Raw genomic sequence first — 26,136 nt, 5'->3', positions numbered from 1 at the left:
GCGGATGGATTTACCAGATCACGACCTGGGCGTCGCCGCTGCGCACCATCGGGTCGCCGGCCTTGCAGCCGAACGCGGCGGCGAAGGCGGGCAGGTTGGATGGCGCGCCGATCGCGCGGAACTGCGCCGGGGCGTGCTCGTCGGTGGCGATGCGGTGCTTGAGCTCTTCCGGGGTGAAGTTGCGGCGCCACACCGTGGCCCAGTTGAGGAAGAAGCGCTGGTCGCGCGACAGGCCGTCGGTCATCGGATCCGGGGTGTCGCCGGCGGCGGCCTTCATCGCGTCGTAGGCCGTGGCCAGGCCGCCGAGATCGGCGATGTTCTCGCCCAGCGTGTGGTTGCCCTTGATGGCCTGGCCGTCGGCGGTGCGGTAGGCGTCGAACTGCGCCACCAGCTTGCCGGTCAGCGCCTTGAAGCCGCTGGCGTCGGCCTCGCTCCACCAGTTCTCGAACTTGCCGGTCGGCCCGAAGCGGCTGCCCTGGTCGTCGTAGCCGTGGGTCATCTCGTGGCCGATCACCGCGCCGATGCCGCCGTAGTTCATCTCGTCGGTGGCTTCGGGGTCGAAGAACGGCGGCTGCAGGATCGCGGCCGGGAACACGATCTCGTTCTGCAGCGGGTTGTAGTAGGCATTGACCATCTGCGGCGGCATCGCCCATTCGGTGCGATCCACCGGCTTGCCGATCTTGGACAGGTTCCACTTGTAGTTGAATTCCTGCGCCGCCAGCACGTTGCCGATGTAGCTGTCGCGGCCGGTGGACAGGCCGGCCCAGTCGCGCCACTTGTCCGGGTAGCCGATCTTGGTGGTGAAGGCGGCCTGCTTCTCCATCGCCTTGGCCTTGGTCTCCTCGCTCATCCACGCCAGGTTCTGGATGCGCGCCTTCAGCGCGGTGCCGAGGTTGGCCACCAGCGTCTCCATCTTGGCCTTGGCTTCCGGCGAGAAGGCGACCTTGACGTACATCTGCCCCAGCGCCTCGCCGGCCTGGCCCTCGACGGTCTCCAGCACGCGCTTCCAGCGCGGCTTGATCTCTTGCTGGCCGCGCAGGGTCCTGGCGTAGAAGTTGAAGTTCTCGTTGGCGAAGTCGTCGCTCAGGTAGGGCGAGGCGCCGTCGACGGTGTGGAAGCGCAGGTAGGCGCGCCACGCCGCCGCGTCGGTGTCGCCCAGCATCGCGCTGACTTCCTGGTGGAAGGCCGGGATGGCCAGCGAGAACTTCTCCTGCGGCGCCACGCCCTGCGATTCGAAGAACTTCGTCCACGGGAAGTTCGGCGTCAGCTTGTCGGCCTCGGCCAGGGTCATCGGGTTGTAGTACAGCGAGACGTCGCGCGACATCTCCTCGCGCGACCTGGACGCCTTGGCCAGGCGGGTCTCGAAGGCCATGACGTCGGCGGCCTGCTTGCCGGCGTCGGCGGCGGCCACGCCGGACAGCTCCAGCACCTTGGCGATGTGCTTCACGTACTCGTCGCGGATGTTCTTCTTGTCGGCGTCGAAGTAGAAGTTCTTGTCCGGCAGGCCCAGGCCGCCCTGGAAGGCGTAGGCCATGTTGGTGTCGGGCTTGTTGAAGTCGGCCTCGGCGCCGAAGCCGAACAGGAAGGCCTGGCCCTTGGCCGCGCTGTCGCGCAGGTAGGCGGCGATGGCGTCCTTGTCCTGCAGGCCGTCGATGGCGGCCAGCACCGGCTTGATCGGCTCGATGCCCTGCGCGTTGATCTTCGCCTCGTCCATGCCGGTGGCCCACAGGTCGCCGACGATCTTCTCCACGCCGCCGGCTTCGGCGTGCTGCGCCGCCTGCTCGGCCAGCTGGCGCTGGATGGCGGTGGAGCGCTCGGCCAGCATCTCGAACGCGCCCCAGCTGGTGCGGTCGGACGGGATGGCGTTGGCGGCCAGCCACTTGCCGTTGGCGTAGCCGGCGAAATCGGTGCAGGCGTTCTTGCCGGCATCCAGATCGTCCAGCGCGAAGCGGTTGACGCCCGGCAGGGCGCTCTCGTCGAGCGTCAGTTGCAGCGCGGCGGGCGCGGCGTCGGTCGCCGCCGGTGCCGGGGCCTCGGACCTGGAACAGGCGGCGAGCGCCGCCGTCACGGCCAGCGACAGCAGCAGGAACTGGGGTTTGCGCGGATTCATTGCATCTCCGGCCCGCGGGGGGCATGGGTAGGGAAAGCCCCGGCGGGGCGTGCGCGCGACTCTACGCCCGTCGTGCGGGTGTCGCGGGTGTCGAAGGTCATGGCGGCCGGGCCGTGGCTCAGGCCGCGCCCGCCGACACCGGCGCATGGCCGGCGCCGCGCAGCCGGCTGGCCTGCTTGGCGCGGTACAGCGCCGCCTCGGCCATGCCGAACATCTCGCCGGCCGTCAGCGCCACGTCGTCGGCGGTCCAGGTGTGGATGCCGATGCTGGTGCTGAACGGCGGCGCCTGGCCGGGCGCGGCGGCGAGATTGGCCAGGTCCACGTGCACGGTGGTGGCGATGGTGGCGGCGGCCTGGCTGGAGGTTTCCGGCAGCAGCACCGCGAACCGGTCGCCGCCGAGGCGGGCGACCAGATCGCGCGGCAGGCGCGCGCGGCAGCCCAGCACCCGCGCCAGCGTCCGCAGCACCGCCTCGCCGTGGCCCTCGCGGGCGCCTTCGAACTGGCGGAACCTGTCCACGTCCAGCACCAGCAGCGACAGCGGCTGGCCGTTGCGCTGGGCGTGGACCAGCTCGTGCGCCAGCACCGCGTCGAACCGGCTGCGGTTGGCCAGGCCGGTCAGCGGGTCGAGCTGGGCGCGCCGCCGCACGCGCCGCATCAGCCCGTAGCCGCCGAACAGGCCGGTCAGCGCCACCACCAGCAACGGCGCTGCGGGCGGATACCACATCCGCGCGGCGTGCAGCAGCAGCAACGGCAGCAGCACCGCCAGCGCCAGCGCCGCCAGCACCGCCCTCCATCCCGGCTGCAGCGGCGGCAGCGCGTGCAGCAGCAGCGGCAGCGCCGCCAGCAGCATCGTCAGCAGGATCTGCGCGGCCGGCGGCATCGGCACGATCGCGCGCTTGCCGAGCAGCATGTCGAAGGCGTTGGCCTGGTATTCGAGGCGGGTCATGCCGGAGCCGGCATCGCGTCCGGGCACGGCCAGCCCGCTTTCGAAGCCGCCGGCGGTCAGGCCGATCAACACCCAGCGGCCGGCCAGTTCCGCGTCCGGCACGCGGCCGGCCAGCACGTCGGCGTAGGACAGCACGGCATGGGCGTCGCCGGCGGCGGCGAACGGGACCAGCACCTGGCGGTCGCGGACCCGCTCGCGCGGGCCGGCCGTCTCCACCGCCGGGTCATGCCGGCCCAGCGGATCGGCCAGGGTGCGTTCGGGATCGAGCTGGTGCAGCGCCAGCGCCAGCGAGGGCCATTGCGGCGAGCCCAGGCCGGCGTACAGGAAATGGCCGCGCACCACGCCGTCGCCATCCTGTGGCACGTCGACGTGGCCCAGCGCGGCGGAGGCCGCGGCGAACTCGGGGATCGGCAGCAGCTCGACGCTGCCGTCCCGCGCCGTCTCCGCGTGCACCGGCAGCACCACCCGGCCGCTGCGCGCCAGCGCCCGCGCCAGCAGCGCATCGCCCTCGGGATCGTGCAGGGCGGGCTGGGACAGCAGCACGTCCATCGCCACCCCGCGCGCGTTGGCCTGGCGCAGGCGATCGATCATCTGTGCGTGGACGCGCCGCGACCACGGCCAGCGGCCCAGCTCGACCATGCTGCGGTCATCGATGGCGATGGTCAGCACGCGCGGGTCCGGCGATTGCGCGACGCTGGGCGCCATCAGGTCGTACAGGGCGGTGTCCAGGCGGCGGGTCAGGCCCGATTGCATCAGCAGCAGGGCCAGCGCGGCCGCGCCGATGGCCAGCAGCAGCCGCTGCCGATGGGAGGACAGGAGCGGGGTGGTGATCATCGGGTGCGCTGTTCCGCCGCGCCTGCCGGGGGATGGATGCGAGCCGGATGCGCGGCGCTGCGCGAAGTCCATGCGCCGCCGGCCCGATGCCTTCCCAGCGTGGCTTGCCGGTTGTCCGTGTCCAAGTCGTTCCCCATCGTGGCGATGTGCAACCGCCGGATTATAGGCATTCCGTGGCGGGGCCGGCCGCCTCTCCCCCTGCCGCGACCGCGCTTGGCGCTTTCCTCATGCCGCATGCGCAGCGGCATGGGGGCGGATGCAACGGCCGTTTTGCCGCCGCATCGATCAGCGGGCATGCTTGCCGCTTCCTTCGCCGAGCGCTCCCGATGACCCACAAGCCCGACTGCGACGTGCTGCTGATTGGCGGCGGCCACAACGGCTTGACCTGCGCCGCCTACCTGGCGCGCGCGGGCCTGGCGGTGAGCGTGCTGGAGCGACGCGAGGTGGTCGGCGGCGCGGCGGTGACCGAGGAATTCCATCCTGGCTTCCGCAACTCGGTGGCGTCCTACACGGTGTCGCTGCTGCAGCCCAAGGTCATCGCCGACCTGGACCTGCACGCGCACGGCCTGCGCATCGTGCAGCGCCGCCGCAACAACTTCCTGCCATTGCCGGACGGCCGCTACCTGCTAACCGGGGCGGGAAGGACGCAGGACGAGGTGGCGAAATTCTCGGCCCGCGACGCGCGGCGGCTGCCGGAGTACGAGGCCCGGCTGGAAGCCATCGCCGACGTGCTGCGCGCGCTGGTGCTGCAGGCGCCGCCCAACGTCACCGACGGCGGCTGGTGGAAGGCGCTGCCGGAACTGCTGCGCGCCGGCCGGCTCGGCCGCCGCCTGCACGCGCTGGACGAATCGCTGCGGCAGGAACTGCTGGACCTGTTCGTGCTGTCGGCGGCCGAATACCTGGAGCGCTGGTTCGAGAGCGAACCGATCAAGGCGCTGTTCGGTTTCGACGGCATCGTCGGCAACTACGCCAGCCCGTACACGCCGGGTTCGGCCTACGTGCTGCTGCACCACGTGTTCGGCGAAGTGGACGGGGTCAAGGGTGCCTGGGGCCACGCCATCGGCGGCATGGGCGCGATCACCCAGGCGATGGCCGCCGCCGCGCGCGCAGCCGGCGCGACCCTCCTCACCGGCTGCGGCGTCGATCGCGTGCTGGTGGAACGCGGCCGCGCGGTCGGCGTGGCGCTGGCCGACGGCCGCACGCTGCGCGCGCGCGCCGTGGTCGCCAACGTCAATCCCAAGCTGCTGTACGAGCGGATGCTGCGCGCCGACGACGTGCCGGCCGCCACCCGCGAGCGGATGGCGCACTGGCGCTGCGGCTCGGGCACCTTCCGCATGAACGTGGCGCTGTCGCGCCTGCCGGACTTCAGCGCGCTGCCGGGGCCGGGCGATCACCTCACCGCCGGCATCATCCTGGCGCCGAGCCTGGACTACATGGACCGCGCGTATCGCGATGCGCGCGAACATGGCTGGTCGCGCCAACCCGTCGTCGAGATGCTGATTCCCTCGACGCTGGACGACTCGCTGGCGCCGCCCGGCCGCCATGTCGCCAGCCTGTTCTGCCAGCACGTCGCGCCGGTGTTGCCGGACGGCCGCAACTGGGACGATCACCGCGACGAGGTCGCCGACCTGATGGTCGCCACCGTCGATCGCCATGCGCCGGGCTTCGCCGATTCGGTGCTGGGAAGGCAGGCGCTGAGTCCGCTGGATCTGGAGCGCACCTTCGGCCTGGTCGGCGGCGACATCTTCCACGGCGCGCTCACCCTCAACCAGTTGTTCAGCGCACGCCCGATGCTGGGGCAGGCCGGTTATCGCGGCGCACTGCCGGGCCTGTACCTGTGCGGCTCCGGCACCCATCCGGGCGGCGGCGTGACCGGCGCGCCGGGGCACAACGCGGCGCAGGTCATCCTGGGCGACTTGCGGTGAATCGTTGATGCGATTTCCCCTCTTCCCGCTTGTGGGGGAGCAGGAGCATCAAGCCGCGCATCCATGCTCCCTCTCCTCCGCTTGCGGGGGAGAGGGCTGGGGTGAGGGGGGCGGACGAAGCGGGGATGTCGAGTCGTGGAGTTGCCCCTGAACCTTTGAACGCAGGCTGATGTATCAGCAAGTGCTGCTGAAGCACCGCGGGGTTTCCCCCTCATCCGCCCTGCGGGCACCTTCTCCCCCGCGAGCGGGGGAGAAGGATCTTTCCTCGGCATGGGAGCCGCATCAGCGTCTTCACCTTGAGGGTTCCGCCTGCCGGTAGTGGTCGGCGATGGCCAGCGCCAGCCGGTACGGCTCGGGATCGTTGCGGTTGCTCAGCACGATCACGGTCAGCCTCTCCTTCGGCCAGCGGATGATGACGTTGCGGAAGCCGATGCTCTCGCCGCTGTGCCACAGCGCATCGCCGTTGATGCGCCAGCCGAAGCCGTAATGCGGCACGTCCGGTTCCGGCGTGGCGGTGGCAGGCGAGAACGCCAGCGCCCGCGACGCCGCGCTCAGCAGGCGATCGTCGTACAGCGCCGCGTCCCACTTCGCCAGATCGTCGATCGAGGAGTAGATGCCGCCGTCGCCCAGCACCGCGCTGGTCGGGCTCTGGTCGGTGCGCCGCCAGCGGCCGTCGATCCCGCTGTAGCCGTAGGCGCGGTGCGGCACGGTGTCCACGCCTTGCTGGTGCGCGTAGGTGTCGCGCATGCCCAGCGGCAGGAAGATGCGTTCGCGCAGGAAGGTCGCGAAGTCCATGCCCGAGGCCGCGCCGACGATCAGCGCCAGCAGCGCGTAGCCGCTGTTGCTGTAGCGGTAGTCGCTGCCCGGCGCGAAATGGGTGCGGTCCTGGCCTTCGAGCAGGCGCAGCACGTCGGCGTCGCGCAGTTGCCCGCGCACGTCGTCGGGCATCACGTCCTCGTAGTCGACCAGGCCGCTGGTGTGGCCGAGCAGGTGGCGCAGGGTGATCGCGTCGGCCGCCGGCGGCAGGCCCGGCAGCCAGCGCCGCACCGGGTCGTCGATCGACAGCGCGCCATCCTGCGCCAGCAGCAGGATCGCCGCGGCGGTGAACTGCTTGCTGACCGAGGCCAGACGGTAGTTGGTGCGCGGCGTGGCGGCGATGCCGGCCTCCAGGTCGGCCAGGCCGTAGCCGCGCCGCAGCAGCGACTGGCCGTCGTGGATCACCAGCACCGACGCGCCGGGGACGTCGCCGTCATAGGCGCGCATCAGCGCATCGATCGCGGCCGCGCCATCGGCCGCCATGACATTCCCGCCCATCGACACCCCCAGCACCAGCAACAGGTTCCGCAGTCCGGCCATCGGCTTCATCGCGCGCTCCGCCATCGCACCGCCGCCACGTTACCGCAACGGGAAAGCGGCCGAGCAAGCTCGGCTCTACCGTGCCGCGCGACGCGTAGAGCGAAGCTTGCTCCGCTGCCTTTCATCCCGTCACTGTCGCGCTGCGATCCAGCGGTCGATCTTGCGCTCCAGCACGTCCAGCGGCACCGAGCCGTCCTTCAGCACCTCGGCATGGAAGGCGCGCACGTCGAAGCGATCGCCCAGCGCGGCCTCGGCCTTGCGCCGCACCTGCTGGATCTTCAGCTCGCCCATCTTGTAGGCCAGCGCCTGGCCGGGGATGGCCATGTAGCGCTCGGCCTCGGCGGTGGCCTGGGTGCGGCTCTCGGCCGAGTTGGCCAGCATGTAGTCGATGACCTGTTCGCGCGTCCAGCCCTGGCTGTGCAGGCCGGTGTCGACCACCAGCCGGATCGCGCGCCACAGTTCGTTCTGCAGGTAGCCGAAGTAGCTGTACGGATCCTCGTACAGGCCCAGGTCCCTGCCCAGCGATTCGGCGTACAGGCCCCAGCCTTCGGAGAAGGCGATCTCGCTGCCGAAGCGGCGGAACATCGGCAGGTCGGTCAGTTCCTGCTGCAGCGCCAGCTGGAAGTGGTGGCCGGGAATGGCCTCGTGCAGGTACAGGTCCTCGGCGTCCCAGGTCTTGCGCGTGGGCAGGTCGTAGGTGTTGACGTAGAAGATGCCCGGCCGCGTGCCGTCCTCGCTGGGCCGCATGTACGAACCGCCGGCGGCCGACTGCGCGCGGAACGCCTCGACCGCGCGGATCTCGAACGCCGCCTTCGGGATCAGCGAGAACTGCTCGCGCACGCGCGCGTCGACCTTGGCTTCCAGGCCGCGGTAGTGCGCCAGCAGTTCCTCCTCCGTCCTGAAGGTGAAGCGCGGGTCGTCCTGCACGAAACGGAAGAATTCCTGCAGCGTGCCCTTGAAGCCGGTGTCCTTCAGCACGCCGTGCATCAGGCCGTGGATGCGCGCGACCTCGTCCAGGCCGATCCGGTGGATCTGCGCCGGCGTCAGGTCTGTGGTCGTGCTCTGTCGCGCGTTGTAGGCGTACCACGCCTCGCCGTCGGGCAGGCCCTGCATGCCGGCGCTGGCGCGGGTGGCAGGCAGGTATTCCTCGGCGATGAACGCGCGCAGTCGGCGATAGGCGGGCATCAGCTCGCCTTCGATCAATGCGCGGTATTCGCCGGCGATCCGTTGCTTGTCGCCGGCGGCGAAAGCGGCCGGCATCTTTTGCACGGGCCCCCAGAACAGCGTGTCCTCGGCCTTCGGCTTGATCAGCGCATCGAGCTGCGGGATCACCTTCTCCATCAACGCGCGCGGCTGCACCACGCCGGCCTTCATGCCTTCGCGCATGTTGGCGATGGCCTGGTCGAACAGCACCGGCACCTGCGAGGCGCGCTTGTTCCAGTCGTCGTAATCCTTCACCGACTTGAACGGCTGCGCGCCGGTGCCCGAGCCCAGCTGCACCACCGTGCTGGCGAGGTTGTAGAACTGGTTGATCGGCTGCATCCAACCGGGGAAGCGCATGCCTTCCAGTTCGTTGCGCGCCTTGGCGACGAAGATCTGGTAGCTCAGCAGCGCCTGCCCGTCCAGCCCGTCGGCGCCGACGGCCTCGACCTTGCGCAGCCATTGCTCGGTGAAGCGGCGCGAGCGCTCGCGGTACTCGGCCGACAGCGTATTGGGCAGGCGGTCGTTGTAGCGCGGGTCGCCCTGGAAGGTGGCGCGCAGCGGATTGAGCGCCAGCGACTCTTCCCAGTATTGCGCGTACAGCGCGTCGAGCTGCGCGGCCTTGTCCGTCGCCGGACGCACCGATGGCGCGGGGGCCTGCGATGCCTGCGCCGCGGTGGCCGCGCAGACGGGCAGGGCAAGCGCGAGCGCAAGGACGAGCAGGCGCGGCGTGGAAGGGATCATGGCGGCTCCGGATGCGAAGGGAAACGGCGAGCGTCACGCATCGGGCGCGCGGGAGCCAGCGACCAAAGTCACGGTTCCGTGACGGCCCGGCCGGTCATTCCCGCGCTGGCGGCCGGCCGGTCGGGCGAACCGCCCCGCGGCCCGGCGCGGCCATCGCGCTCAGCGTTCCCCCGCGCGGGTGAACGGCACCGTCTCCGGCGACACCGCGCCGCCGGAGATGATGAAGCTCATCGCCTGGTCCACCGTCCAGTCGGTCGGCGTCAGCAGTTCCACCGGCACGATTTCCAGGTAGCCGGAAGTCGGGTTGGGCGTGGTCGGCACGTACACCGCGGCCAGTTCGCGGCCGCTGCCGTGCTCGCGGATGACCCGCGTGACCAGCCCGACCGACTTCATGTCGCGGTGCGGGAAGTCGATCAGCACCACCCGCTGGGTGCTGCCCGGCTGCGTCTGCAGGATGTCCAGCAGCTTGCGCGCGCTGGTGTAGATGATGTTGGCCAGCGGGATGCGCGCGATCACCTTCTCGAACCAGCGCAGCAGGCGCTGCCCGACCACGCGCCGGCTCAGCGCGCCGACCAGCAGGATCGCCGCCAGCGTGGCGATCATGGCGATGGTGTTCTGCACCCACAGCGCCTTGACCCAGTACAGGTAGCCGGGGAACGAGGCGGCGATGCGCTCGGACAGCGGCACCACCCACGGGCTGCTGATGCCCGACAGCAGCACGAACACGAACTTCACCACCACCCAGGTCAGCCAGATCGGCAGCAGCGTCAGCAGGCCGGTCAGGAACAGCTTCTGCACGGAAGGGCGATGGGCGGAGGCGTCGGGGGACATGGCGTCATTGTAGACGCCGCGCCGGCGCAGGTTATCCTCCGGCCGGTGGAACGGAGCGTCCAGGGGGAGCGGCATGTGGAAGGGATTGAAGATCGTGGCGGGCGTGGTGGCCGCGCTGCTGGTGATCGTGCTGGCGATCTATGCCGTCTCGCGGTGGCTGCCGCCGGAACGGGCGCAGCGCGATGCGCTGGCGCGGGTGGACACGCCGCCGCAGCGGCAGGGCCGCAATGGTTTCGCCCTGCTGTGGGCGGTGCAGCGCGACGTCCCCGAAGGCCAGGTGGCGGAATTGCTGGCGCGCGACGTGGCGCGTTTCGAAGCCACGCCCCAGCCTGCCGCCGAGGGCGGCGGCACTCCTTACCAGAGCCTGCTCGAACAGCATCCGGAGCTGCGGGTGGACAGGCCCGGCGCCCCGGACGGGTGCCGCTGGCACGAGGACGGTTGCCTGCAGCGCGTGCGCGCCGACGTCGCCGGCTACGGCGCATGGGTGGCGGACAATCGGATTCTGCTGCAGCGCGTGGCCGCGCTGTCGGACTACGACCATTTCGCCAACGCCTTCCCGGCGCGGCTGGACATGCCGATCCCGTCCTACCAGGCGCTCGGCCTGCCGCTGGCGGAGCATGCGCTGGCGTTCGTGCAGGGGCAGACCGACGCGGCGCTGTCGGGCGTCTGCCGCGACGGCATGCTCGGGCGCAAGCTCGTCCGCTCGGGGGACAACCTGATCGGCGCAATGGTGGGCAGCGCCATGCTGTCCGGCAACGCGGCGCTGCTGGCCGACATGCTGGCCGAGCTGCCCGCCGATCACCCGCTGCCGGCCACGTGCGCGGCGGCGTTCGCGCCGCTGGACACGCTGGCCGACGATGCCTGCGCGGTGATGCTGGCGGAGGGGCGGTTCGCCATCAACGGCATGCGCCAGCATGCGCGGGAGGAACTGCGGCAAAAGCGGAGCGTGGGATTGCTCTTCGACCCGGAGAAGACGGCGGCGCGCATGGCGCCGCGCTTCGCCTGGTATTGCGGCGAGGCGGCGAAGCGGCTCGTGGCGCAGGATCTTCCGCTGGCCGAACCGCTGGTGGAGACGACACGCTGGAGCCTGGCCTGCGTGTCCAACCCCATCGGCTGCATCCTGGGCGACATCGCCGCTCCCGCCTATCGGGACTACGGATTGCGGCTGCAGGATATGGCGGCGCGTCTGCGCGTGGTCAATGCGCTGCTGTGGCTGCGCCAGCAGGCGCAGCCGGCCGGCACGTCGGCCCTTGCCTCGCTGCCGGCGGCATTGCAGTCGTCGGCGCGTCCGGTGCGGTTGAGCGCCGATGGGGCCTGGATCGAGGTGGACCTGTACGAGCGCCGGCAAGGCGAGGAGATCCTGCGCCTGCCGTTGCCGGCAAGCCGGCTGCCGCGGGAAGCGGCAGGCAACCTGCCGTGATCACGCATGCGGCCGCAGTTCGCCCTGGCGTCGCGGGATCCGATGTCCTTGCCCTTGCTTGGATCCCCGCCTGACCAGACCTCCGTCTGTTGAAAACCGCGGGGATGACGGAATGCCTAGCGCCTGTCCGGCTTCAGCCGCACGTAGATCTGCTTGCGCACGCGCGCGATCACTTCGTTGCGCGCGTTGAACACGTCGGCGGGCATCCAGCGCAGGTGCTTGTCGCCGCCGGCGGCGGATTCGCGGATGTCGGCCAGGGTGAGGTCGTCGAGGCGGAACTCGGCGTGCACCGTGCCCTTGCCCGGCTTGACGAACTCGATCTCGCCGGCCCGATCCCACACGTAGTAGTCGCGGCCCAGCCGCTCCTTGGCCAGGATCATCCAGAACGGATCGGTCATCGCGAACAGGTTGCCGCCGAAGTGGGTGCCGACGTAGTTGCGGTTCCACGGCCGCATGCGCATCTCCACGCGCGCGTAGGACCAGTCGTCGGCCAGTTCGGTGACGTGGATGCCGCTGAACAGGAACGGCGGCCAGAAGTTGAAGCCGTGGCGCAGCAGGGAAGGGCGCATGGGAGCCGGAGGTAAGGCGCATCCGCGGCGGAGCCGTCGCCGGCCGCCGCGATCGTCGGGTGAGGAGGCGGGTTCAGAACAGCAGCGCGGACATCCTGCGGCGGTACTGGCCGACCAGCGCCTCGTCCTCGATCACGCGGAAGGCGTCGATCAGGGTCTTCTTCGGCAGACCGTCCTCGTAGCCGCGATCCCGGCGCAGCATCTCCATGAATTGCTCCAGCGCAGCCTCCGAGCGCCCGGCCACCAGCCGGTGCACGCCGAGCAGGTGGCGCGCGCGCAGATCGTCGGGATTGGCGGCCACCGCCGCCTCGAGGACTTCCGGCGTCGGTGCGTCCTTCAGCGCGGCGGCGAAACCCAGTCGCGCGCGGGCGCGCACCGCGCGCTCGTCGGTGGCCAGGTTGGCCGGCAGCGCGTCGAGCAGCGTTTCGGCCTCGGCGCTGGCGCCGGTGGCGAGCAGGGCCAGCGCCAGGTCCAGCTTCAACTCGGCCTTGTCGGGCTCGGCCTCGGCGGCCTTGCGCAGGCGCAGCACTTCCGCATGCGGGTCCAGCGGCGTGGCGGGCGCGGCTTCCTCCTGCGCGGCGGCCGGCTCGATGCCGTGCTGCTTCAGGAACTCGCGCAACTGGCCTTCCGGCAGCGCGCCGGGGAAACCGTCGACCAGCTGCCCGTCCTTGACCAGGAACACCGTCGGCACCGAGCGGATCTGGAAGGCCGCGGCGATCTGCTGCTCCTTGTCCACGTCCACCTTGGCCAGCCGGAACGCGCCGTTGTACTCGCCGGCGAGCTTTTCCAGGATCGGCCCCAAGGTCTTGCACGGTCCGCACCAGGTTGCCCAGAAATCGACCAGTACCGGCGTTTCCAGCGATTTTTGCAGGACTTCGGCCTCGAAGGTCTCGGTGGTGGCGTCGAAGACGTGGGGCAGCTCGCTCATCGGGGACGGCTCTTGATCGGGTGGGTGAAGTGGCACTTCAGATGGTGTCGCGGCGGTCAGGATACAAGGTAATGTAAAAAGGTTTTGACATTGCCGGAAACGAATGTAATGTACGAGTTACATTGTGTCCGGTCAGGGTGACGTCGATGAAGCTGCAACGAGGGAGAGGGCTGGCACCGCTGATCGTGGCGCCTGTCGGGAGCGTAGCCGCCGCCAGGCACCTGCGGGACCGGAGGGGGGCGGGATGAGCGTCACGGCCATGATCGCGGAGATGAACAAGCAGGAACGGATCGCGTGGCTGGGCGCGGCGTTGTTCGTGCCGGTCGCGCTCTACTTGGGCTGGCGGCTGTTCCTCGACCCGGCCGGCATCGACGGCCTGGCTTCCACGGCGGCGCAGCGTGCCGGGGCGCGCGTCTTCATGCTGTTTCTGCTCGGCTACGGGTGGATCAGGTGGAAGGGAGCGGGGCGCTTCATCGACGAGCGCGACCTCCGGATCGCGGCCCGGGCGGCCGTGGTCGGCTACCTGTGGCTGGCATTGACCTTGATCGCGGCGGCGCACGTGCTGGGGCTGGAGTCCTTCCAGGACTACGTGCGATCGCGATCCCTGGCCTGGCTGGAGGCCTTCCTGATGTTCGGCCTGGTGTCTTCGGGGGCCGCCATCTCCTGCACCCGCGCGGTGCTTTACTGGCGCGATCGCCGGTGACCGGCACGCCGATCGCCAACGACATCCGCCGCCTGCGCTTCGAGCGCGGCGAGATGACCCAGCAGGCGCTGGCCGACGCCTGCGGGGTGACCCGGCAGACCATCATCGCGCTGGAGGCGGGCCGCTACGCGCCGTCGCTGGAACTGGCGTTCCGCATTGCGCGGGCCTTCGGGGTGGGCGTGGAGGAGGTGTTCCGATGGGAAGGATGACGATGTGGGCGTGGCCTTGGCTGGGCGTACTGGCCGCGGCGCTGCACGCGGGCGCGGTGATCGGCTTCGGCGCGGCGCTGGAGGGCTATTCGCAGGTACTGCACCCGGCCGCGCTGCTCGGCGCGCGCGGCTTTCCGCATGCGGGGGCGTTCAACCTGCTGGCGTTCGTGCTGCCGGGGCTGCTGATGGCGGCGGTGGCGCTGCGGCTGCGCGCGCGCCTGCCGGCCACGACCGGCTGGAGCGGGCGGATAGGCGGCCAGCTCGTGCTGCTGGCGGCGCTGGGTTTCGCCCTGCAGGGGCTGTTGCCGCTGGATCCGGACGATCTGGACAACGCCGCCAGTGGCCTGCACGCGGTGGCGTGGATGCTGTGGTGGGTGGCGTTCGTGCCGGGCGCGCTGGCGCTGGCGTCGGCATGGAAGCGCGCGGGCGCCAGGGGCTTGGCGCGCTTCACCACCGTGCTGGCGCTGCTGCTGCTGGCGCTGGTGCTGGTCGGGGTGGAACTGCTGCCGCCGGGCGCCGCGCAGCGGCTGGCGTCCGGCCTGTGGCTGCTGTGGGGGACGCTCGCGGCCTGGCGCAGCGGCCGGGTCAGGGCTGCTTGAACACCTGCCCGTCCTTCATCACGAACTCGACCCGCAGCACCGCCTCGATGTCCTGCACCGGGTCGCCGGCCAGCGCGATCACGTCGGCGCGCTTGCCGGCGGCGATCACGCCCTGGTCGTCCACGCCCAGCACCTCGGCCGCGCGGATGGTCGCCGACTGCAGCGCGACGGCGGCGGGGATGCCGGCCTCGACCATGTAGAGGAACTCGCGCGCGTTGTCGCCGTGCGGGCCGACGCCCATGTCGGTGCCGAAGGCGATCTTCACGCCGTTGCGGTAGGCGTTGGCGGCGGTCTCCTGGATCAGCGCGCCGATGCGCGCGGCCTTGGGCCGCACCACTTCGGGGAAGTAGCCGTCGATCTTCGCCTTGTCGGCGACGAAGCGCCCGGCGTAGATGGTCGGCACGTACCAGGTGCCGTGCTGCTTCATCAGCCGCATCACCTCCTCGCTCATGTAGGTGCCGTGCTCGATGCTGGTGACGCCGGCGAGGATCGCGCGCTTCATGCCCTCGGTGCCGTGCGCGTGCGCGGCGACGGTGTAGCCGTAGTCCTTCGCGGTGTCGACGATCACCTTGATCTCGTCGACGGTGAACTGCGGCGCGTCGCCGGACTTCGCGTAGCTGAGCACGCCGCCGGTGGCGGTGATCTTGATGACGTCGCTGCCGTCCTTGTAGCGCTGGCGCACCGCCTGGCGGGCCTGGTCGGGCGAGTTGATCACGCCCTCGGTCGGGCCGGGCGGGCCGGCCAGGTGCGAGAGCAGGTGGTTCCAGCCGTTGGTCGGATCGGCATGGCCGCCGGTGGTGGCGATCGACTTGCCGGCGGCGAAGACGCGCGGCCCCTTCACCAGTCCCTGGTTGATCGCGTCGCGCAGGTGCGGGGCGACCTCGCCGCCGAGATCGCGCACGCTGGTGAAGCCGGCCAGCAGGGTCTTCTCCGCGTAGCCGACCGAGCGGAACGCGTAGTCCACCGGATCCAGGCGGAAGCCTTCCGAATAGCTCTGCGGACCGGACTGGCTGCCCAGGTGGACGTGCAGGTCGGTCCAGCCGGGCAGGCAGGTGTGCGCGGTCAGGTCGATGCGGCGGAAGCCGGCCACGTCGGCGTGGCCTTCGATCAGGTGCTCGACGCGGCCCTCGCGCACCACCACCGTATGCGGCCCCAGCACCTTGCCGGCGCGCGCGTCGAACAGCCGCCCGCATTGCAGCGCCAGCGGTTCGGCCGCCTGGGCGGTGGTGGCGGCGGTGGAGAGCAGCAGGGCGGCAAGGCGGGACATGGCGGGCTCCGGGCGGAAAGCCGCCATCTTGGGGCATGGACGCGGCGGGCGGCCAGTCCCGTGCCGATGGCAGGGCATGGTGCGCTGCGGTACCCTTGCAGGCTTTGCCGCCGCCCGTCCCGCCTTCCGCCATGTCCGTTCCCGCCGAACCCGTCTCCTACGATCCCCAGGCCGTCGAGTCGGCCGCCCAGAAGTTCTGGGAGGACAGCCGCGCCTTCGAGGTGGACGAGGCTTCGGCCAAGCCCAAGTTCTACTGCCTGTCGATGCTGCCGTACCCGTCCGGCGCGCTGCACATGGGCCACGTGCGCAACTACACCATCGGCGACGTCATCAGCCGCTACAAGCGCATGACCGGCCACAACGTGCTGCAGCCGATGGGCTGGGACGCGTTCGGCCTGCCGGCCGAGAACGCCGCGATCAAGAACAGGACCGCGCCGGCCAAGTGGACCTACGCCAACATCGAGCACATGCGCGGCCAGCTGAAGTCGCTGGGCTACGCGATCGACTGGTCGCGCGAGTTCGCCACCTGCCGGCCGGACTATTACGTGCACGAGCAGCGCATGTTCACCCGGCTGCTGCGCAAGGGCCTGGCCTACCGCAAGAACTCGGTGGTCAACTGGGATCCGGTCGACCAGACCGTGCTGGCCAACGAGCAGGTCATCGACGGCCGCGGCTGGCGCTCCGGCGCGGTCGTCGAGAAGCGCGAGATCCCGCAGTGGTTCCTGCGCATCACCGACTATGCGCAGGAACTGCTGGACGGCCTGGACGACCTGCCGGGCTGGCCGGAGGCGGTCAAGACCATGCAGCGCAATTGGATCGGCCGCTCGGAAGGGCTGGAAATCCAGTTCGACGTCGCCGCCGACGCGCACGGCGCGCACGAGCCGCTGCGGGTGTTCACCACCCGCCCCGACACGCTGATGGGCGTGACCTTCGTGTCGATCGCCGGCGAGCACCCGCTGGCGCTGAAGGCGGCCGCGCACAATCCGGCGCTGGCTGCGTTCCTGGAGGATCTGAAGCACGGCGGCGTCTCCGAGGTCGAGCTGGAGACGCAGGAAAAGCGCGGCATGGACACCGGCCTGCGCGCGGTGCACCCGATCAGCGGCGAGCAGGTGCCGGTGTGGGTGGCCAACTTCGTGCTGATGGGCTACGGCACCGGCGCGGTGATGGCGGTGCCCGGCCATGATCAGCGCGACTTCGAGTTCGCGCGCAAGTACGGCCTGCCGATCCGGCAGGTGATCGCGCTGAAGGATCCGCGCAACGACGCCGAGAAGACCTACGACCCCGCCACCTGGCACGACTGGTACGGCGACAAGACCCGCGACCTGGAACTGGTCAACTCGGCCGAGTTCGACGGGCTGGACTACTGGGGCGCGTTCGAGGCGCTGGCCGAGCGCTTCGAGCGGCAGGGCCGCGGCCAGCGCAGGGTCAACTACCGCCTGCGCGACTGGGGCGTGTCCCGCCAGCGCTACTGGGGCTGCCCGATCCCGGTCATCTACTGCGGCGACTGCGGCGCGGTGCCGGTGCCCGATGCCGACCTGCCGGTGGTGCTGCCGGAGAACGTGACCCTGGACGGCGTCAAGTCGCCGATCAAGGCCGACCCGGAATGGCGCAGGACCACCTGCCCGCAGTGCGGCAAGCCGGCCGAGCGCGAGACAGACACCTTCGACACCTTCATGGAGTCGAGCTGGTACTACGCGCGCTACACCTCGCCGGGCGCGCGCGAGATGGTCGACAAGCGCGGCAACCACTGGCTGCCGGTGGACCAGTACATCGGCGGCATCGAGCACGCGATCCTGCACCTGATGTACTTCCGCTTCTTCCACAAGCTGCTGCGCGACGCGCGGCTGGTGGACAGCGACGAGCCGGCGACCAACCTGCTGACCCAGGGCATGGTGATCGCCGAGACGTTCTACCGCGACAACGCCGACGGCTCCAAGGACTGGATCAACCCGGCCGACGTGCAGGTGCAGCGCGACGAGCGCGGCCGCATCACCGGCGCGACCCTGGTCGCCGACGGCCAGCCGGTGAGGATCGGCGGCATCGAGAAGATGTCCAAGTCCAAGAACAACGGCGTCGACCCGCAGGCGATGGTGGACAAGTACGGCGCCGACACGGTGCGCCTGTTCTCGATGTTCGCCGCCCCGCCCGAGCAGTCGCTGGAATGGAACGAGGCCGGCGTGGAGGGCATGGCGCGCTTCATGCGCCGGCTGTGGGCGCAGGTGCAGCGGCATGCCGATGAAAGCCGTGCCGCCGGAGGCCCCGCGCCGGTGGTCGACTTCGCCGGGCTGAATGCCGGGCAGAAGGCGCTGCGCCGCAAGACCCACGAGACCATCGACAAGGTCGGCCACGACTACGGCGCCCGCCACGGTTTCAACACCGCCATCGCCGCGGTGATGGAGCTGTCCAACGCGCTGGGCAGGTTCGACGACGCCAGCCCGGCCGGCCGCGCCATCCGCCAGGAAGCGCTGGAGGCGGCGGTGCTGCTGCTCAACCCGATCACCCCGCACGCCTGCCATGCGCTGTGGCAGGCGCTGGGCCATCCGGAGACGCTGCTGGAGGACGTGCCGTTCCCGCGGGCGGATCCGGCGGCGATGGTGCGCGATTCGGTGACGCTGGCGGTGCAGGTCAACGGCAAGCTGCGCGGCACCATCGAGGTCGCCGCCGACGCGCCGAAGGACCAGATCGAGGCGCTGGCCCGGGCCGAGCCCAACACCGCCAAGTTCCTGGAAGGGCAGGCCATCCGCAAGGTCATCATCGTGCCGGGCAAGATCGTCAACATCGTGGCCGGCTGAGTCCCTGCGGTTGCGGGCGTGGCCGGCCACGCCCGCGGCGCGCGGCCCGACGCGGCATGCGCGGTTCACGCGGTTTGCGGTAACGTGTCGGCCGTTCCCGGCCCCGTCCCGATCCTGCGATTGCCCATGATGCGAATCCGCCTGTCCGCCGTCCTCGCCGTCGCCGTGCTGCTGTCCGGCTGTGGCTTCCACCTGCGCGGCAGGATTGCCTTGCCCGAGGATCTGGGGCCGGTGCGGGTCGAGACCTCCACCGCCTATAGCGAACTGACCACGCTGCTGGAGCGCGGCCTGCAGGCGGCCGGCGCCACCCCGGCGACGGAGGACGCGCCCGGCGAGGTCGCCACGCTGCACATCCTGTCCGAGCGCTGGGGCGATCTGCCGATCGCCATCGACCAGTTCGGCCGCGCGCAGGAGTTCAGCCTGCGCTACGCGGTGGTGTTCGCGTTCCGCCGCGCCGACGGCAGCGCGCTGGTGCCGCAGCAGGTGGTGGAGATGTCGCGCGACTACGTCTCGCCGCCCGAGGACGCGACCGGCACCACCACCGAGCGCGAGATCCTGGCCGACGAACTGCGCCGCGAGATGGCCACCTCGATCCTGCGCCGCATCGACGGCGTGGTGCGCGCCGGCACGGTGCCGCCGGTGGCACCGCCGCAGCCCTGATGGAGCTCAAGCCCGAACAACTGGCCGCGCGCGGCGAAGAACCGCTGTTGCCGGTCTACCTGATCGCCGGGCCGGAACTGCTGCGCGTGCTGGAGGCGGCCGACGCGGTGCGCGCGCAGGCGCGCGCGCAGGGCATCGGCGAGCGCGAGGTGTTCGACGCCGACGGCCGCGACTTCGACTGGGACCGGCTGGAGGCCAGCTTCAACGCGCCCAGCCTGTTCAGTTCGCGCCGGCTGATCGAGCTGCGCCTGCCCGGCGGCAAGCCGGGCAAGGAAGGCGCCGAAGTCATCGGCGCCTTCTGCGCGCAGCCGCCGCCCGACGTGGTGCTGCTGATCACCGCCGGCGATTGGAGCAAGGCGCACCACGGCAAGTGGGTCGACGCGGTCGTGCGCGCCGGCGCGCTGGCGGTGGCCTGGGCGATCAAGCCGCACGAACTGCCGGGCTGGATCGAAAGCCGGCTGCGCGCCAGGGGCGTGCGCGCCGATCGCGACGCCGTGCAGCGGCTGGCCGAGCGGGTCGAAGGCAACCTGCTGGCGGCCGCGCAGGAGATCGACAAGCTGGCGCTGCTGGGCGGCGAGGGATCGCTCGACGGCGAGGCGATGGAATCGCTGGTCGCCGACGCCGCGCGCTACGACGTGTTCCGCCTGAGCGACGCGATGCTGGCCGGGCAGGCGCCGCAGGTGGCGCGGATACTGGCCGGATTGCGCGCCGAGGGCGAGGCGGTGGCCGCGCTGATGCCGATCGTGGTCAAGGAACTGCTGCGCACCGCCGCGCTGGCCAAGGCGCAGGCCGGCGGCGGCAACCTCGCGGCCGAGATGAAGGCGCAGGGCATCTGGGAGAGCAAGCAGGCGCCGTTCAAGCGCGCCCTGCAGCGCCACGCCAATCCGCGGCGCTGGGAGGGCTTCGCCGCCGAGGCCTCGCGCATCGACCGCATCGCCAAGGGCCGCGCCGACGGCGACGCCTGGGTGGCGCTGGAACGCCTGCTGCTGGCGGTGGCCGAGGCCCGGGCGATGCGGTTGCTGGTGGCGTGATGAGGCGGGAATCGCGGGACCCGGAGCCCGGGATCCAGCTCCACCTCTGGTACGGCGGCACCTTCGATCCGATCCACAACGGCCACCTTGCCGTCGCCCGCGCCGCGCGCGATGCGCTGCACGTGCCCGTCCACCTGATGCCCGCCGCGGATCCGCCGCACCGGACCGCGCCCGGCGCCAGCGCGGCGCAGCGCGCGTGCATGCTGGAACTGGCGATCGAAGGCGAGCGCGACCTGCGCGTGGATCTGCGCGAACTGCGCCGCGCCGAGCGCGAACCCGGCCAGCCGTCCTACACCCTCGACACCGTGCGCGAAATGCGCGCCGAGGCCGGCCCGGAAGTCCCGCTGGCCCTGCTGATCGGCGCCGACAGCCTGCTCGGCCTGCCGACTTGGCGGCAGTGGCGGGCCTTGCCGGACTACGTGCATTTCGTGGTCGCCGGGCGGCCGGGCAGCCGGTTCGATCCGGCCGACGCGCCGGAGCTCGCCGGTTGGCTGCGGGATCGCTGGACCGATTCGCCGCAGGCGCTGGCGCAGGCGCCGGCCGGCCGCTTCTACCGGCTCGAACATCCCCTGCGGCCCGAGTCCGCCAGCCAGGTGCGCGCGCTGATCGCCGCCGGCCGGCCCTGGCGGCACCTGCTGCCGGCGGCGGTGGCCGCCTACATCGAGGCGCAGGGCCTGTACTTCACGCCGGCGGCCGCGGCCGGTCCGGTATAATTCCGCCGCGTTTTCTCCCGAGCCTCGCCTTTGTCCAGCCAAGCCCAAGTCATCAAGACCCGCCTGCCCAGCCCGCCGCCGGCCCTGCCGGAACTGCTCGCCACCGTGCACGCCGCGGTGCAGGAACTGAAGGCCAAGGATGTCGTCGAGATCGACGTGCGCGGCAAATCCAGCGTCGCCGACTACATGGTGATCGCCTCGGGCACCTCCACCCGCCACGTCAAGTCGATCGCCGACGAGGTGGTCAAGTTCGCCAAGAAGCTCGACGTGATGCCGCTGGGCGTGGAAGGCGAGCGCGAGGCCGAATGGGTGCTGGTGGACCTGGGCGACGTCATCGTCCACGTCATGTTGCCGCGCGTGCGCGAGTTCTACGCGCTGGAGCGCCTGTGGACGGTCGGCGACCAGCCGCCGGAAGAGCAGGAGTGAGCGGAGAGGAGTGAGGAGTGAGGAGTAGCGTCGTTTTTACTCACTCCTCACTCCTCTTCGCTCACTTCTCAATGTGAAAGCTCGCCTCATCGCCACCGGCGAACGCGCGCCCGCCTGGGTGGCGGAGGGTTTCGCCGAATACCGCAAGCGCCTGTCGCACTGGCTGCCACTGGATCTGGTCGAGATCGAGCCGGGCCTGCGCGGCAAGGGCCGCGATCCGCAGCGCGCCATCGACGACGAGGGGCGCCGCGTGCTGGCCGCGCTGCCTCGCAATGCGCACGTGGTCGCGCTGGAGGTGACCGGCAAGGCCCATTCCTCCGAACAGCTCGCGCAGCGGCTGGAGCACTGGCGCGGCCAGGGCCGCGACCTGGCCTTCCTGATCGGCGGGCCGGAAGGCCATGCCGCCGACGTGCTCGCCGCCGCGCACGAGACCTGGTCGCTGGGACCGCTGACGCTGCCGCACATGCTGGCGCGGCTGGTGGTGGCCGAGCAGCTGTACCGCGCCGCGGCGATGCTGGCCAACCATCCCTACCACCGCGCATAGGACACCGTTGTAGGGCCGAGCTTGCTCCGCTGCTCCGGGTCGCACCCGCCGCTACAGGCTCGGGCGAATGGCCGGAAGAAGGATGGTCCGCCTCGCAGCGGCCGTTCCATGCCGGACCCGCTGTAGAGCGGAGCTTGCTCCGCTCCTCCGGAACGCTCCCGCCGAGCAAGCTCGGCGCTACAGGCTGGATAAATAGCCAAAAAAAGAACGACCCACCTCGCGGCGGGCCGTCCCATTGAAGTGGATGCCGATGCGCGTTTATTGCAGGGAGAACGCGATCGGCACCAGTCCGTGGGCCTGCACCGGCCGGCCGTCGCGCATCGCCGGCTGGAAGCGCCAGTGCCTGAGCACGTGCTGGCTGGCGGCGCGATCCAGCGAGCGGTTGCCGCTGGAGGTCTCGATGCTTACTTCCAGCGGCTTGCCGTCAGTGTCGACCAGGATCTTCAGCGTCACCGTGCCTTCGATGCGGCCGATCAGCGCGTCGCGCGGATAGGGCGGGGCGGGCGCCTTCGCATAGCGAAGCTGGGCGCCCATCATCATCGGCGAGACGTCGACGGTGGTGCTGTCGCCGGTCGGACCTTCGCTGGGGGCGACCGCGATGTCGACGGTGCGCTCGGCGCCCGGCTCCACGACGACCGGCGGCTGCGGCGTGGGTTCGCGCTGGATGCGCTGGGTGAGAGTCGGTTGTGGCGGTTGCGGCTTCTGCAACTCCACGGGCTGCGGCGGAACGGGGGGCGTGATGGGTTCCACCGGAATCACCCACGGCGGAATCTCGCGCGGGGCCACGATCTTTTCCGCCTGCGGGCCGGCCAGCGGCATCAGCAGCAACAGCATCGCCAGCAGGTGGACCGCGATGGCGGCGGCGAGGGCCAGCACGCGCGCGGCGTCGGGACGGGACTGCGGACGGAAAGGCAGGGTGCGAACCATGATCCACCTCCAGTAGGGCTGTGAGAGGGACAACGCACGGACGCCGGGCGTGGGGTTGCAGCGCGGAGTGCCGCGACCCGAATCTGCGCCCGCCGCAGCGGATTTGGCAATAGGGGCGCGTCCGACTTTGGTCCAACCGCCACGGCGACCGGGGAAACCGCGACGGAGGCCGCAACGAAAAACGGCGGGTCCGAAGGACCCGCCGCATGTCCGCGCGTTCCTGGCATCGACCAGGCCCGGGGATTCACCTGCCCAGCTCGAACACCACGTCCAGGCTGACCGACAGCGTGGTCTCGCCCGGCGACACCGGGGTGCTCTCGTAGCGATCGGCCTTGGCCATCGCCATCATCGGCATCGGCCGGAAGTCGTTGCCGCCGCCCTCGGAGATGCTGACGATGCGGTGCACGCGCAGGCCCAGCGCCTTGGCGTAGGTCTCGGCGCGCGCCTGCGCCTTCTGCAGCGCGGCCAGGCGGGCCTCGTCGTAGACCGGTTCGGGCTGGTCGATCTTGAAGCTCGGGCCGTTGATCTGGTTGGCGCCGACTGCGGCCAGCGCGTCGAGCACCTTGCCCAGCCGGGTGACGTCGCGCACCTTCAGGCTGACCGTGTTGGTGGCCTGGTAGCCGGTGATGCGCGGCGGCTCGTTCTCGGCATAGCGGTACTGCGGATGCAGGTTGATGCCGCTGGTCTGCACGTCCTTGTCGGCGATGCCGGCGGCCTTGATGGCGGCGGTCACCTTGGCCATCTGCTCGGCGTTCTGGCGCATCGCCGCGTTGCCGTCGGCGGCCTGGGTGACCACGCCGGCCGAGAGGGTGGCCACGTCGGGCACGCGCGAGGCCTCGGCCTGGGCGGAGACGTTCAGCAGGGTGCCGTCGGCGGTGACGGCGTAGCCGGGGACGGACTGGGCATGGCTGGTCATGGCGAGGCTTCCTGCGGCGAGGGAAAGGGCAAGCAACAGCGGACGCAGCGGGCGGGCGAGGACAGGGTTTCGCATCGTGGATCTCCTTGAAGGCGGACAGGGTGTTCAGGCGAGGATGAACGCGCTGTGACCCCGGCCGGGGTCGGGTGCCGCAGGCCCGGATTGGCGGCCGTTCAGTCAGGCGGCGCGGGTTATCCTGTCACGATGCTTTACCTGGCCTCCCAATCGCCGCGCCGCGCCGAACTGCTGACCCGCCTCGGCTGCCGTTTCGGCACGCTCGAACTCGACCTCCCCGAACATCGCCAGCCCGGCGAGCCGGCCGCCGACTACGTCAGCCGGGTCGCCCGCGAGAAGGCCGGCGCCGGCCTGCTGCGGGTGGTCGCCACGCCCGGCGCGGTGGTGCTGGGCGCCGATACCGAGGTGGTGCTGGACGACGAGGTGTTCGGCAAGCCGGCCGATGCGGACGACGCGGCGGCGATGCTGCTGCGGCTGTCCGGGCGCACCCACGAGGTGATCTCGGTGGTGTGGCTGGTCAGCGCCGAACGCGAACTGCATGCGCTGTCGCGCTCGCGGGTCACCTTCATGCCGCTGGACGAGGATGACATCGCCGGCTACCTGGCCACCGGCGAGGCGATGGGCAAGGCCGGCGCCTACGGCATCCAGGGTCATGCCGAGCAGTTCGTCAGCCGGCTCGACGGCAGCTACTCCGGGGTGATGGGGCTGCCGCTGCACGAGACGGCGCGGTTGCTGAAGGCGTTCGGGGTGACGAAATGAATCGCGACTCCGGTATGCATGACCGGCGTTTCCTCCCATCCCCTCCTTCCCCCGCACGCGGGGGAAGGGGAGTCGGTGCCATGCGGGAGCCGCGGCTTCCCACGATGCCGGCGCGTCGAGTCACGCCATGAGCGAAGAGATCCTGGTAAACGTCACCCCGCGCGAGACCCGCGTGGCCGTGGTCGAGAACGGCATGCTGCAGGAGCTGCACATCGAGCGCGGCTGGCGGCGCGGCGTGGTCGGCAACATCTACAAGGGCAAGGTGCAGCGGGTGATGCCGGGCATGCAGGCCGCGTTCGTCGAGGTCGGGCTGGAGCGCGCGGCGTTCCTGCACGCCAACGACATCGTGCGCACGGTGCCGGGCGCGACCGGCGAGGCCGACGAGGCGCCGCTGCCGCCGCCGCCGTCGGTGCCGATCATGGACCTGCTGCGCGACGGCCAGGACATCGTGGTGCAGGTGGTCAAGGATCCGATCGGCAGCAAGGGCGCGCGGCTGACCACCCAGATCAGCATCCCGTCGCGCTACCTGGTGCTGCTGCCGCAGTCGAAGGTGGTCGGCGTGTCGGCGCGCATCGAGGACGAGGCCGAGCGCGCGCGGCTGAAGTCGGTGGTCACCGACCTGGCCGCCCAGCACGGCGGCCACGGCTACATCATCCGCACCAATGCCGAAGGGCAGCCGGCCGAGGCGCTGGCCGAGGACCTGGCCTACCTGTCGCGGGTATGGAACATCGTCGAGAAGCGCGGCCGCGAGTCGCCGACCTGCAGCATCCTCTACGAGGACCTGAGCCTGCCGCTGCGCGCGGTGCGCGACCTGATCCGCAAGGACGTGGAGAAGGTCAAGGTCGATTCGCGCGAGACCTACGAGCGCCTGCAGGCCTTCGTCGCCAAGTACATGCCGGTGCTGGCCGAGCGCATCGAGCTGTACACCGGCGATCGCCCGATCTTCGACCTGTACGGCGTCGAGGACGAGATCGGCCGCGCGCTGGACAAGCAGGTGCCGCTGAAGTCCGGCGGCTACCTGGTCATCGACCAGACCGAGGCGATGACCACCATCGACGTCAACACTGGCTCCTTCCTCGGCCAGCGCAACCTGGAGGAGACCGTCTACCGCACCAACCTGGAGGCGGCGCAGGCGGTGGCGCGGCAGCTGCGGCTGCGCAACCTCGGCGGCATCATCATCATCGACTTCATCGACATGGACGACGCCGAGCACCGCCGCCAGGTGCTGCGCACGCTGGAGAAGGCGCTGGCGCGCGACCACGCCAAGACCACGGTGTACGAGTTCTCGCCGCTGGGGCTGGTGGAGATGACCCGCAAGCGCACCGTCGAGAGCCTGGAGCGGCAGTTGTCGGAGACCTGCCCGCAGTGCGGCGGCCGCGGCAGCATCAAGACCGCCGAGACGGTGACCTACGAGATCTTCCGCGAGATCACCCGCGCAGTGCGCCAGTTCGAGGCCGCGCGGCTGCTGGTGATCGCCTCGTCCAAGGTGGTCGCGCGCATCACCGAGGACGAATCGCAGGCGGTGGCCGAACTGGAGGAATTCCTCGGCAAGACCATCCGCTTCCAGGCCGACGATCAGTATTTGCAGGAGCAGTTCGATGTGGTGCTGCTCTAGGGCCGGGAATCGGGAATGGGGAATCGGGAATCGTAGAAGCGATACCGGACGGCGTTTCTCTCCCATTCCCCATTTCCGATTCCCCATTCCCGCCTTC

The 26,136-nt window shown here is 70.6% G+C and carries 23 protein-coding genes; 13 read left to right on the top strand and 10 right to left on the bottom strand.

Annotated elements, in window-relative coordinates; genetic code table 11:
- Window positions 1-10: 10 nt before the first annotated feature.
- Both AAG688_RS12640 and AAG688_RS12635 read right to left on the bottom strand, forming a co-directional pair.
- Window positions 11-2,086: a M13 family metallopeptidase gene (locus AAG688_RS12640; protein ID WP_411835000.1), complete on the bottom strand. Its 2,076-nt coding sequence runs from the start codon at window positions 2,084-2,086 to the stop codon at window positions 11-13.
- A gap of 142 nt (window positions 2,087-2,228) precedes the next feature.
- Complete coding sequence (locus tag AAG688_RS12635; protein WP_411832599.1) at window positions 2,229-3,890, bottom strand: CHASE2 domain-containing protein; 1,662 nt, start codon at window positions 3,888-3,890, stop codon at window positions 2,229-2,231.
- 326 nt (window positions 3,891-4,216) lie between these two features.
- Between AAG688_RS12635 and AAG688_RS12630 the strand changes: the two genes are divergently transcribed.
- A complete protein-coding gene (locus AAG688_RS12630; RefSeq protein WP_411832598.1) occupies window positions 4,217-5,815 on the top strand; it encodes a phytoene desaturase family protein in 1,599 nt (532 codons plus the stop codon).
- Window positions 5,816-6,106: 291 nt separating this feature from the next.
- Here the strand turns inward: AAG688_RS12630 and AAG688_RS12625 are convergent, their stop codons facing one another.
- From AAG688_RS12625 to AAG688_RS12615, 3 genes are all read right to left on the bottom strand, one after another.
- Window positions 6,107-7,129: a serine hydrolase domain-containing protein gene (locus tag AAG688_RS12625; RefSeq protein ID WP_411834999.1), complete on the bottom strand. Its 1,023-nt coding sequence runs from the start codon at window positions 7,127-7,129 to the stop codon at window positions 6,107-6,109.
- Window positions 7,130-7,300: 171 nt separating this feature from the next.
- Window positions 7,301-9,115, bottom strand: coding sequence for a DUF885 domain-containing protein (locus AAG688_RS12620; RefSeq protein ID WP_411832597.1), 1,815 nt, complete (start codon window positions 9,113-9,115; stop codon window positions 7,301-7,303).
- A 159-nt stretch (window positions 9,116-9,274) separates the two neighbouring features.
- Complete coding sequence (locus tag AAG688_RS12615; RefSeq protein WP_411832595.1) at window positions 9,275-9,946, bottom strand: DUF502 domain-containing protein; 672 nt, start codon at window positions 9,944-9,946, stop codon at window positions 9,275-9,277.
- A gap of 73 nt (window positions 9,947-10,019) precedes the next feature.
- On the opposite strand from AAG688_RS12615, the gene AAG688_RS12610 reads away from it, so the two are divergent.
- Window positions 10,020-11,366 carry a hypothetical protein gene (locus AAG688_RS12610; protein ID WP_411832593.1) on the top strand — a complete coding sequence of 449 codons (1,347 nt, stop codon included), beginning with the start codon at window positions 10,020-10,022 and terminating at the stop codon, window positions 11,364-11,366.
- A 116-nt stretch (window positions 11,367-11,482) separates the two neighbouring features.
- Here AAG688_RS12610 and AAG688_RS12605 read toward each other — a convergent pair whose 3' ends face one another.
- Complete coding sequence (locus AAG688_RS12605) at window positions 11,483-11,935, bottom strand: DUF4442 domain-containing protein (RefSeq protein WP_411832592.1); 453 nt, start codon at window positions 11,933-11,935, stop codon at window positions 11,483-11,485.
- Between the two features lie 73 nt (window positions 11,936-12,008).
- Window positions 12,009-12,863, bottom strand: a complete 855-nt coding sequence (gene trxA, locus AAG688_RS12600) for a thioredoxin (protein WP_411832590.1) — start codon at window positions 12,861-12,863, stop codon at window positions 12,009-12,011.
- Between the two features lie 244 nt (window positions 12,864-13,107).
- Here trxA and AAG688_RS12595 point away from each other — a divergent pair, with 244 nt between their 5' ends.
- Genes AAG688_RS12595 through AAG688_RS12585 form a run of 3 tightly spaced genes read left to right on the top strand, consistent with a single transcriptional unit; the run spans window position 13,108 to window position 14,374 of the window.
- Window positions 13,108-13,566 carry a hypothetical protein gene (locus AAG688_RS12595; RefSeq protein ID WP_411832589.1) on the top strand — a complete coding sequence of 153 codons (459 nt, stop codon included), beginning with the start codon at window positions 13,108-13,110 and terminating at the stop codon, window positions 13,564-13,566.
- Window positions 13,563-13,775 carry a helix-turn-helix transcriptional regulator gene (locus tag AAG688_RS12590; RefSeq protein WP_411832588.1) on the top strand — a complete coding sequence of 71 codons (213 nt, stop codon included), beginning with the start codon at window positions 13,563-13,565 and terminating at the stop codon, window positions 13,773-13,775. The genes AAG688_RS12595 and AAG688_RS12590 overlap by 4 nt, the downstream gene beginning before the upstream one ends.
- Before the next feature lie 2 nt (window positions 13,776-13,777).
- Complete coding sequence (locus AAG688_RS12585) at window positions 13,778-14,374, top strand: DUF998 domain-containing protein (protein WP_411832587.1); 597 nt, start codon at window positions 13,778-13,780, stop codon at window positions 14,372-14,374.
- Here AAG688_RS12585 and AAG688_RS12580 read toward each other — a convergent pair.
- Entirely contained in the window at window positions 14,361-15,641 is a 1,281-nt protein-coding gene (locus tag AAG688_RS12580; protein WP_411832586.1) for an amidohydrolase family protein, read from the bottom strand. The genes AAG688_RS12585 and AAG688_RS12580 overlap by 14 nt on opposite strands.
- 131 nt (window positions 15,642-15,772) lie before the next feature.
- On the opposite strand from AAG688_RS12580, the gene leuS reads away from it, so the two are divergent.
- The 6 genes from leuS (at window position 15,773) to rlmH (ending at window position 21,807) form a co-directional block, all read left to right on the top strand.
- Complete coding sequence (gene leuS / locus AAG688_RS12575; protein WP_411832585.1) at window positions 15,773-18,433, top strand: leucine--tRNA ligase; 2,661 nt, start codon at window positions 15,773-15,775, stop codon at window positions 18,431-18,433.
- 126 nt (window positions 18,434-18,559) lie between these two features.
- Entirely contained in the window at window positions 18,560-19,093 is a 534-nt protein-coding gene (gene lptE / locus AAG688_RS12570) for an LPS assembly lipoprotein LptE (RefSeq protein ID WP_411832584.1), read from the top strand.
- Window positions 19,093-20,124 (top strand): DNA polymerase III subunit delta, encoded by a 1,032-nt coding sequence (holA, locus tag AAG688_RS12565; RefSeq protein ID WP_411832583.1) that lies wholly within the window; start codon window positions 19,093-19,095, stop codon window positions 20,122-20,124. The genes lptE and holA overlap by 1 nt, the downstream gene beginning before the upstream one ends.
- The gene (gene nadD / locus AAG688_RS12560) at window positions 20,124-20,837 is read left to right on the top strand and encodes a nicotinate-nucleotide adenylyltransferase (protein ID WP_411832582.1); all 714 of its coding nucleotides are present in this window, start codon (window positions 20,124-20,126) and stop codon (window positions 20,835-20,837) included. The genes holA and nadD overlap by 1 nt, the downstream gene beginning before the upstream one ends.
- Window positions 20,838-20,867: 30 nt before the next feature.
- Window positions 20,868-21,263, top strand: coding sequence for a ribosome silencing factor (gene rsfS, locus AAG688_RS12555; protein WP_411832581.1), 396 nt, complete (start codon window positions 20,868-20,870; stop codon window positions 21,261-21,263).
- Between the two features lie 73 nt (window positions 21,264-21,336).
- Window positions 21,337-21,807, top strand: a complete 471-nt coding sequence (rlmH, locus tag AAG688_RS12550; protein WP_411832580.1) for a 23S rRNA (pseudouridine(1915)-N(3))-methyltransferase RlmH — start codon at window positions 21,337-21,339, stop codon at window positions 21,805-21,807.
- Between the two features lie 258 nt (window positions 21,808-22,065).
- On the opposite strand, the gene AAG688_RS12545 is transcribed toward rlmH, so the two are convergent.
- A complete protein-coding gene (locus tag AAG688_RS12545; RefSeq protein WP_411832579.1) occupies window positions 22,066-22,734 on the bottom strand; it encodes an energy transducer TonB in 669 nt (222 codons plus the stop codon).
- A gap of 244 nt (window positions 22,735-22,978) precedes the next feature.
- Window positions 22,979-23,725, bottom strand: coding sequence for an SIMPL domain-containing protein (locus tag AAG688_RS12540; RefSeq protein WP_411832578.1), 747 nt, complete (start codon window positions 23,723-23,725; stop codon window positions 22,979-22,981).
- 129 nt (window positions 23,726-23,854) lie between these two features.
- Between AAG688_RS12540 and AAG688_RS12535 the strand changes: the two genes are divergently transcribed.
- Both AAG688_RS12535 and rng read left to right on the top strand, forming a co-directional pair.
- Window positions 23,855-24,424 carry a Maf family protein gene (locus AAG688_RS12535; protein ID WP_411832577.1) on the top strand — a complete coding sequence of 190 codons (570 nt, stop codon included), beginning with the start codon at window positions 23,855-23,857 and terminating at the stop codon, window positions 24,422-24,424.
- Window positions 24,425-24,551: 127 nt separating this feature from the next.
- On the top strand, window positions 24,552-26,039 hold the full coding sequence (gene rng, locus AAG688_RS12530) for a ribonuclease G (RefSeq protein WP_411832576.1): 1,488 nt from the start codon (window positions 24,552-24,554) through the stop codon (window positions 26,037-26,039).
- The last annotated feature ends 97 nt before the right edge of the window (window positions 26,040-26,136 follow it).

It is taken from the genome of Pseudoxanthomonas mexicana (assembly GCF_046736355.1).
Taxonomy (GTDB): domain Bacteria; phylum Pseudomonadota; class Gammaproteobacteria; order Xanthomonadales; family Xanthomonadaceae; genus Pseudoxanthomonas_A; species Pseudoxanthomonas_A mexicana_B.
Note: the sequence above shows the minus strand (reverse complement) of the source record. Positions and strands in the feature narration are given on the sequence as shown.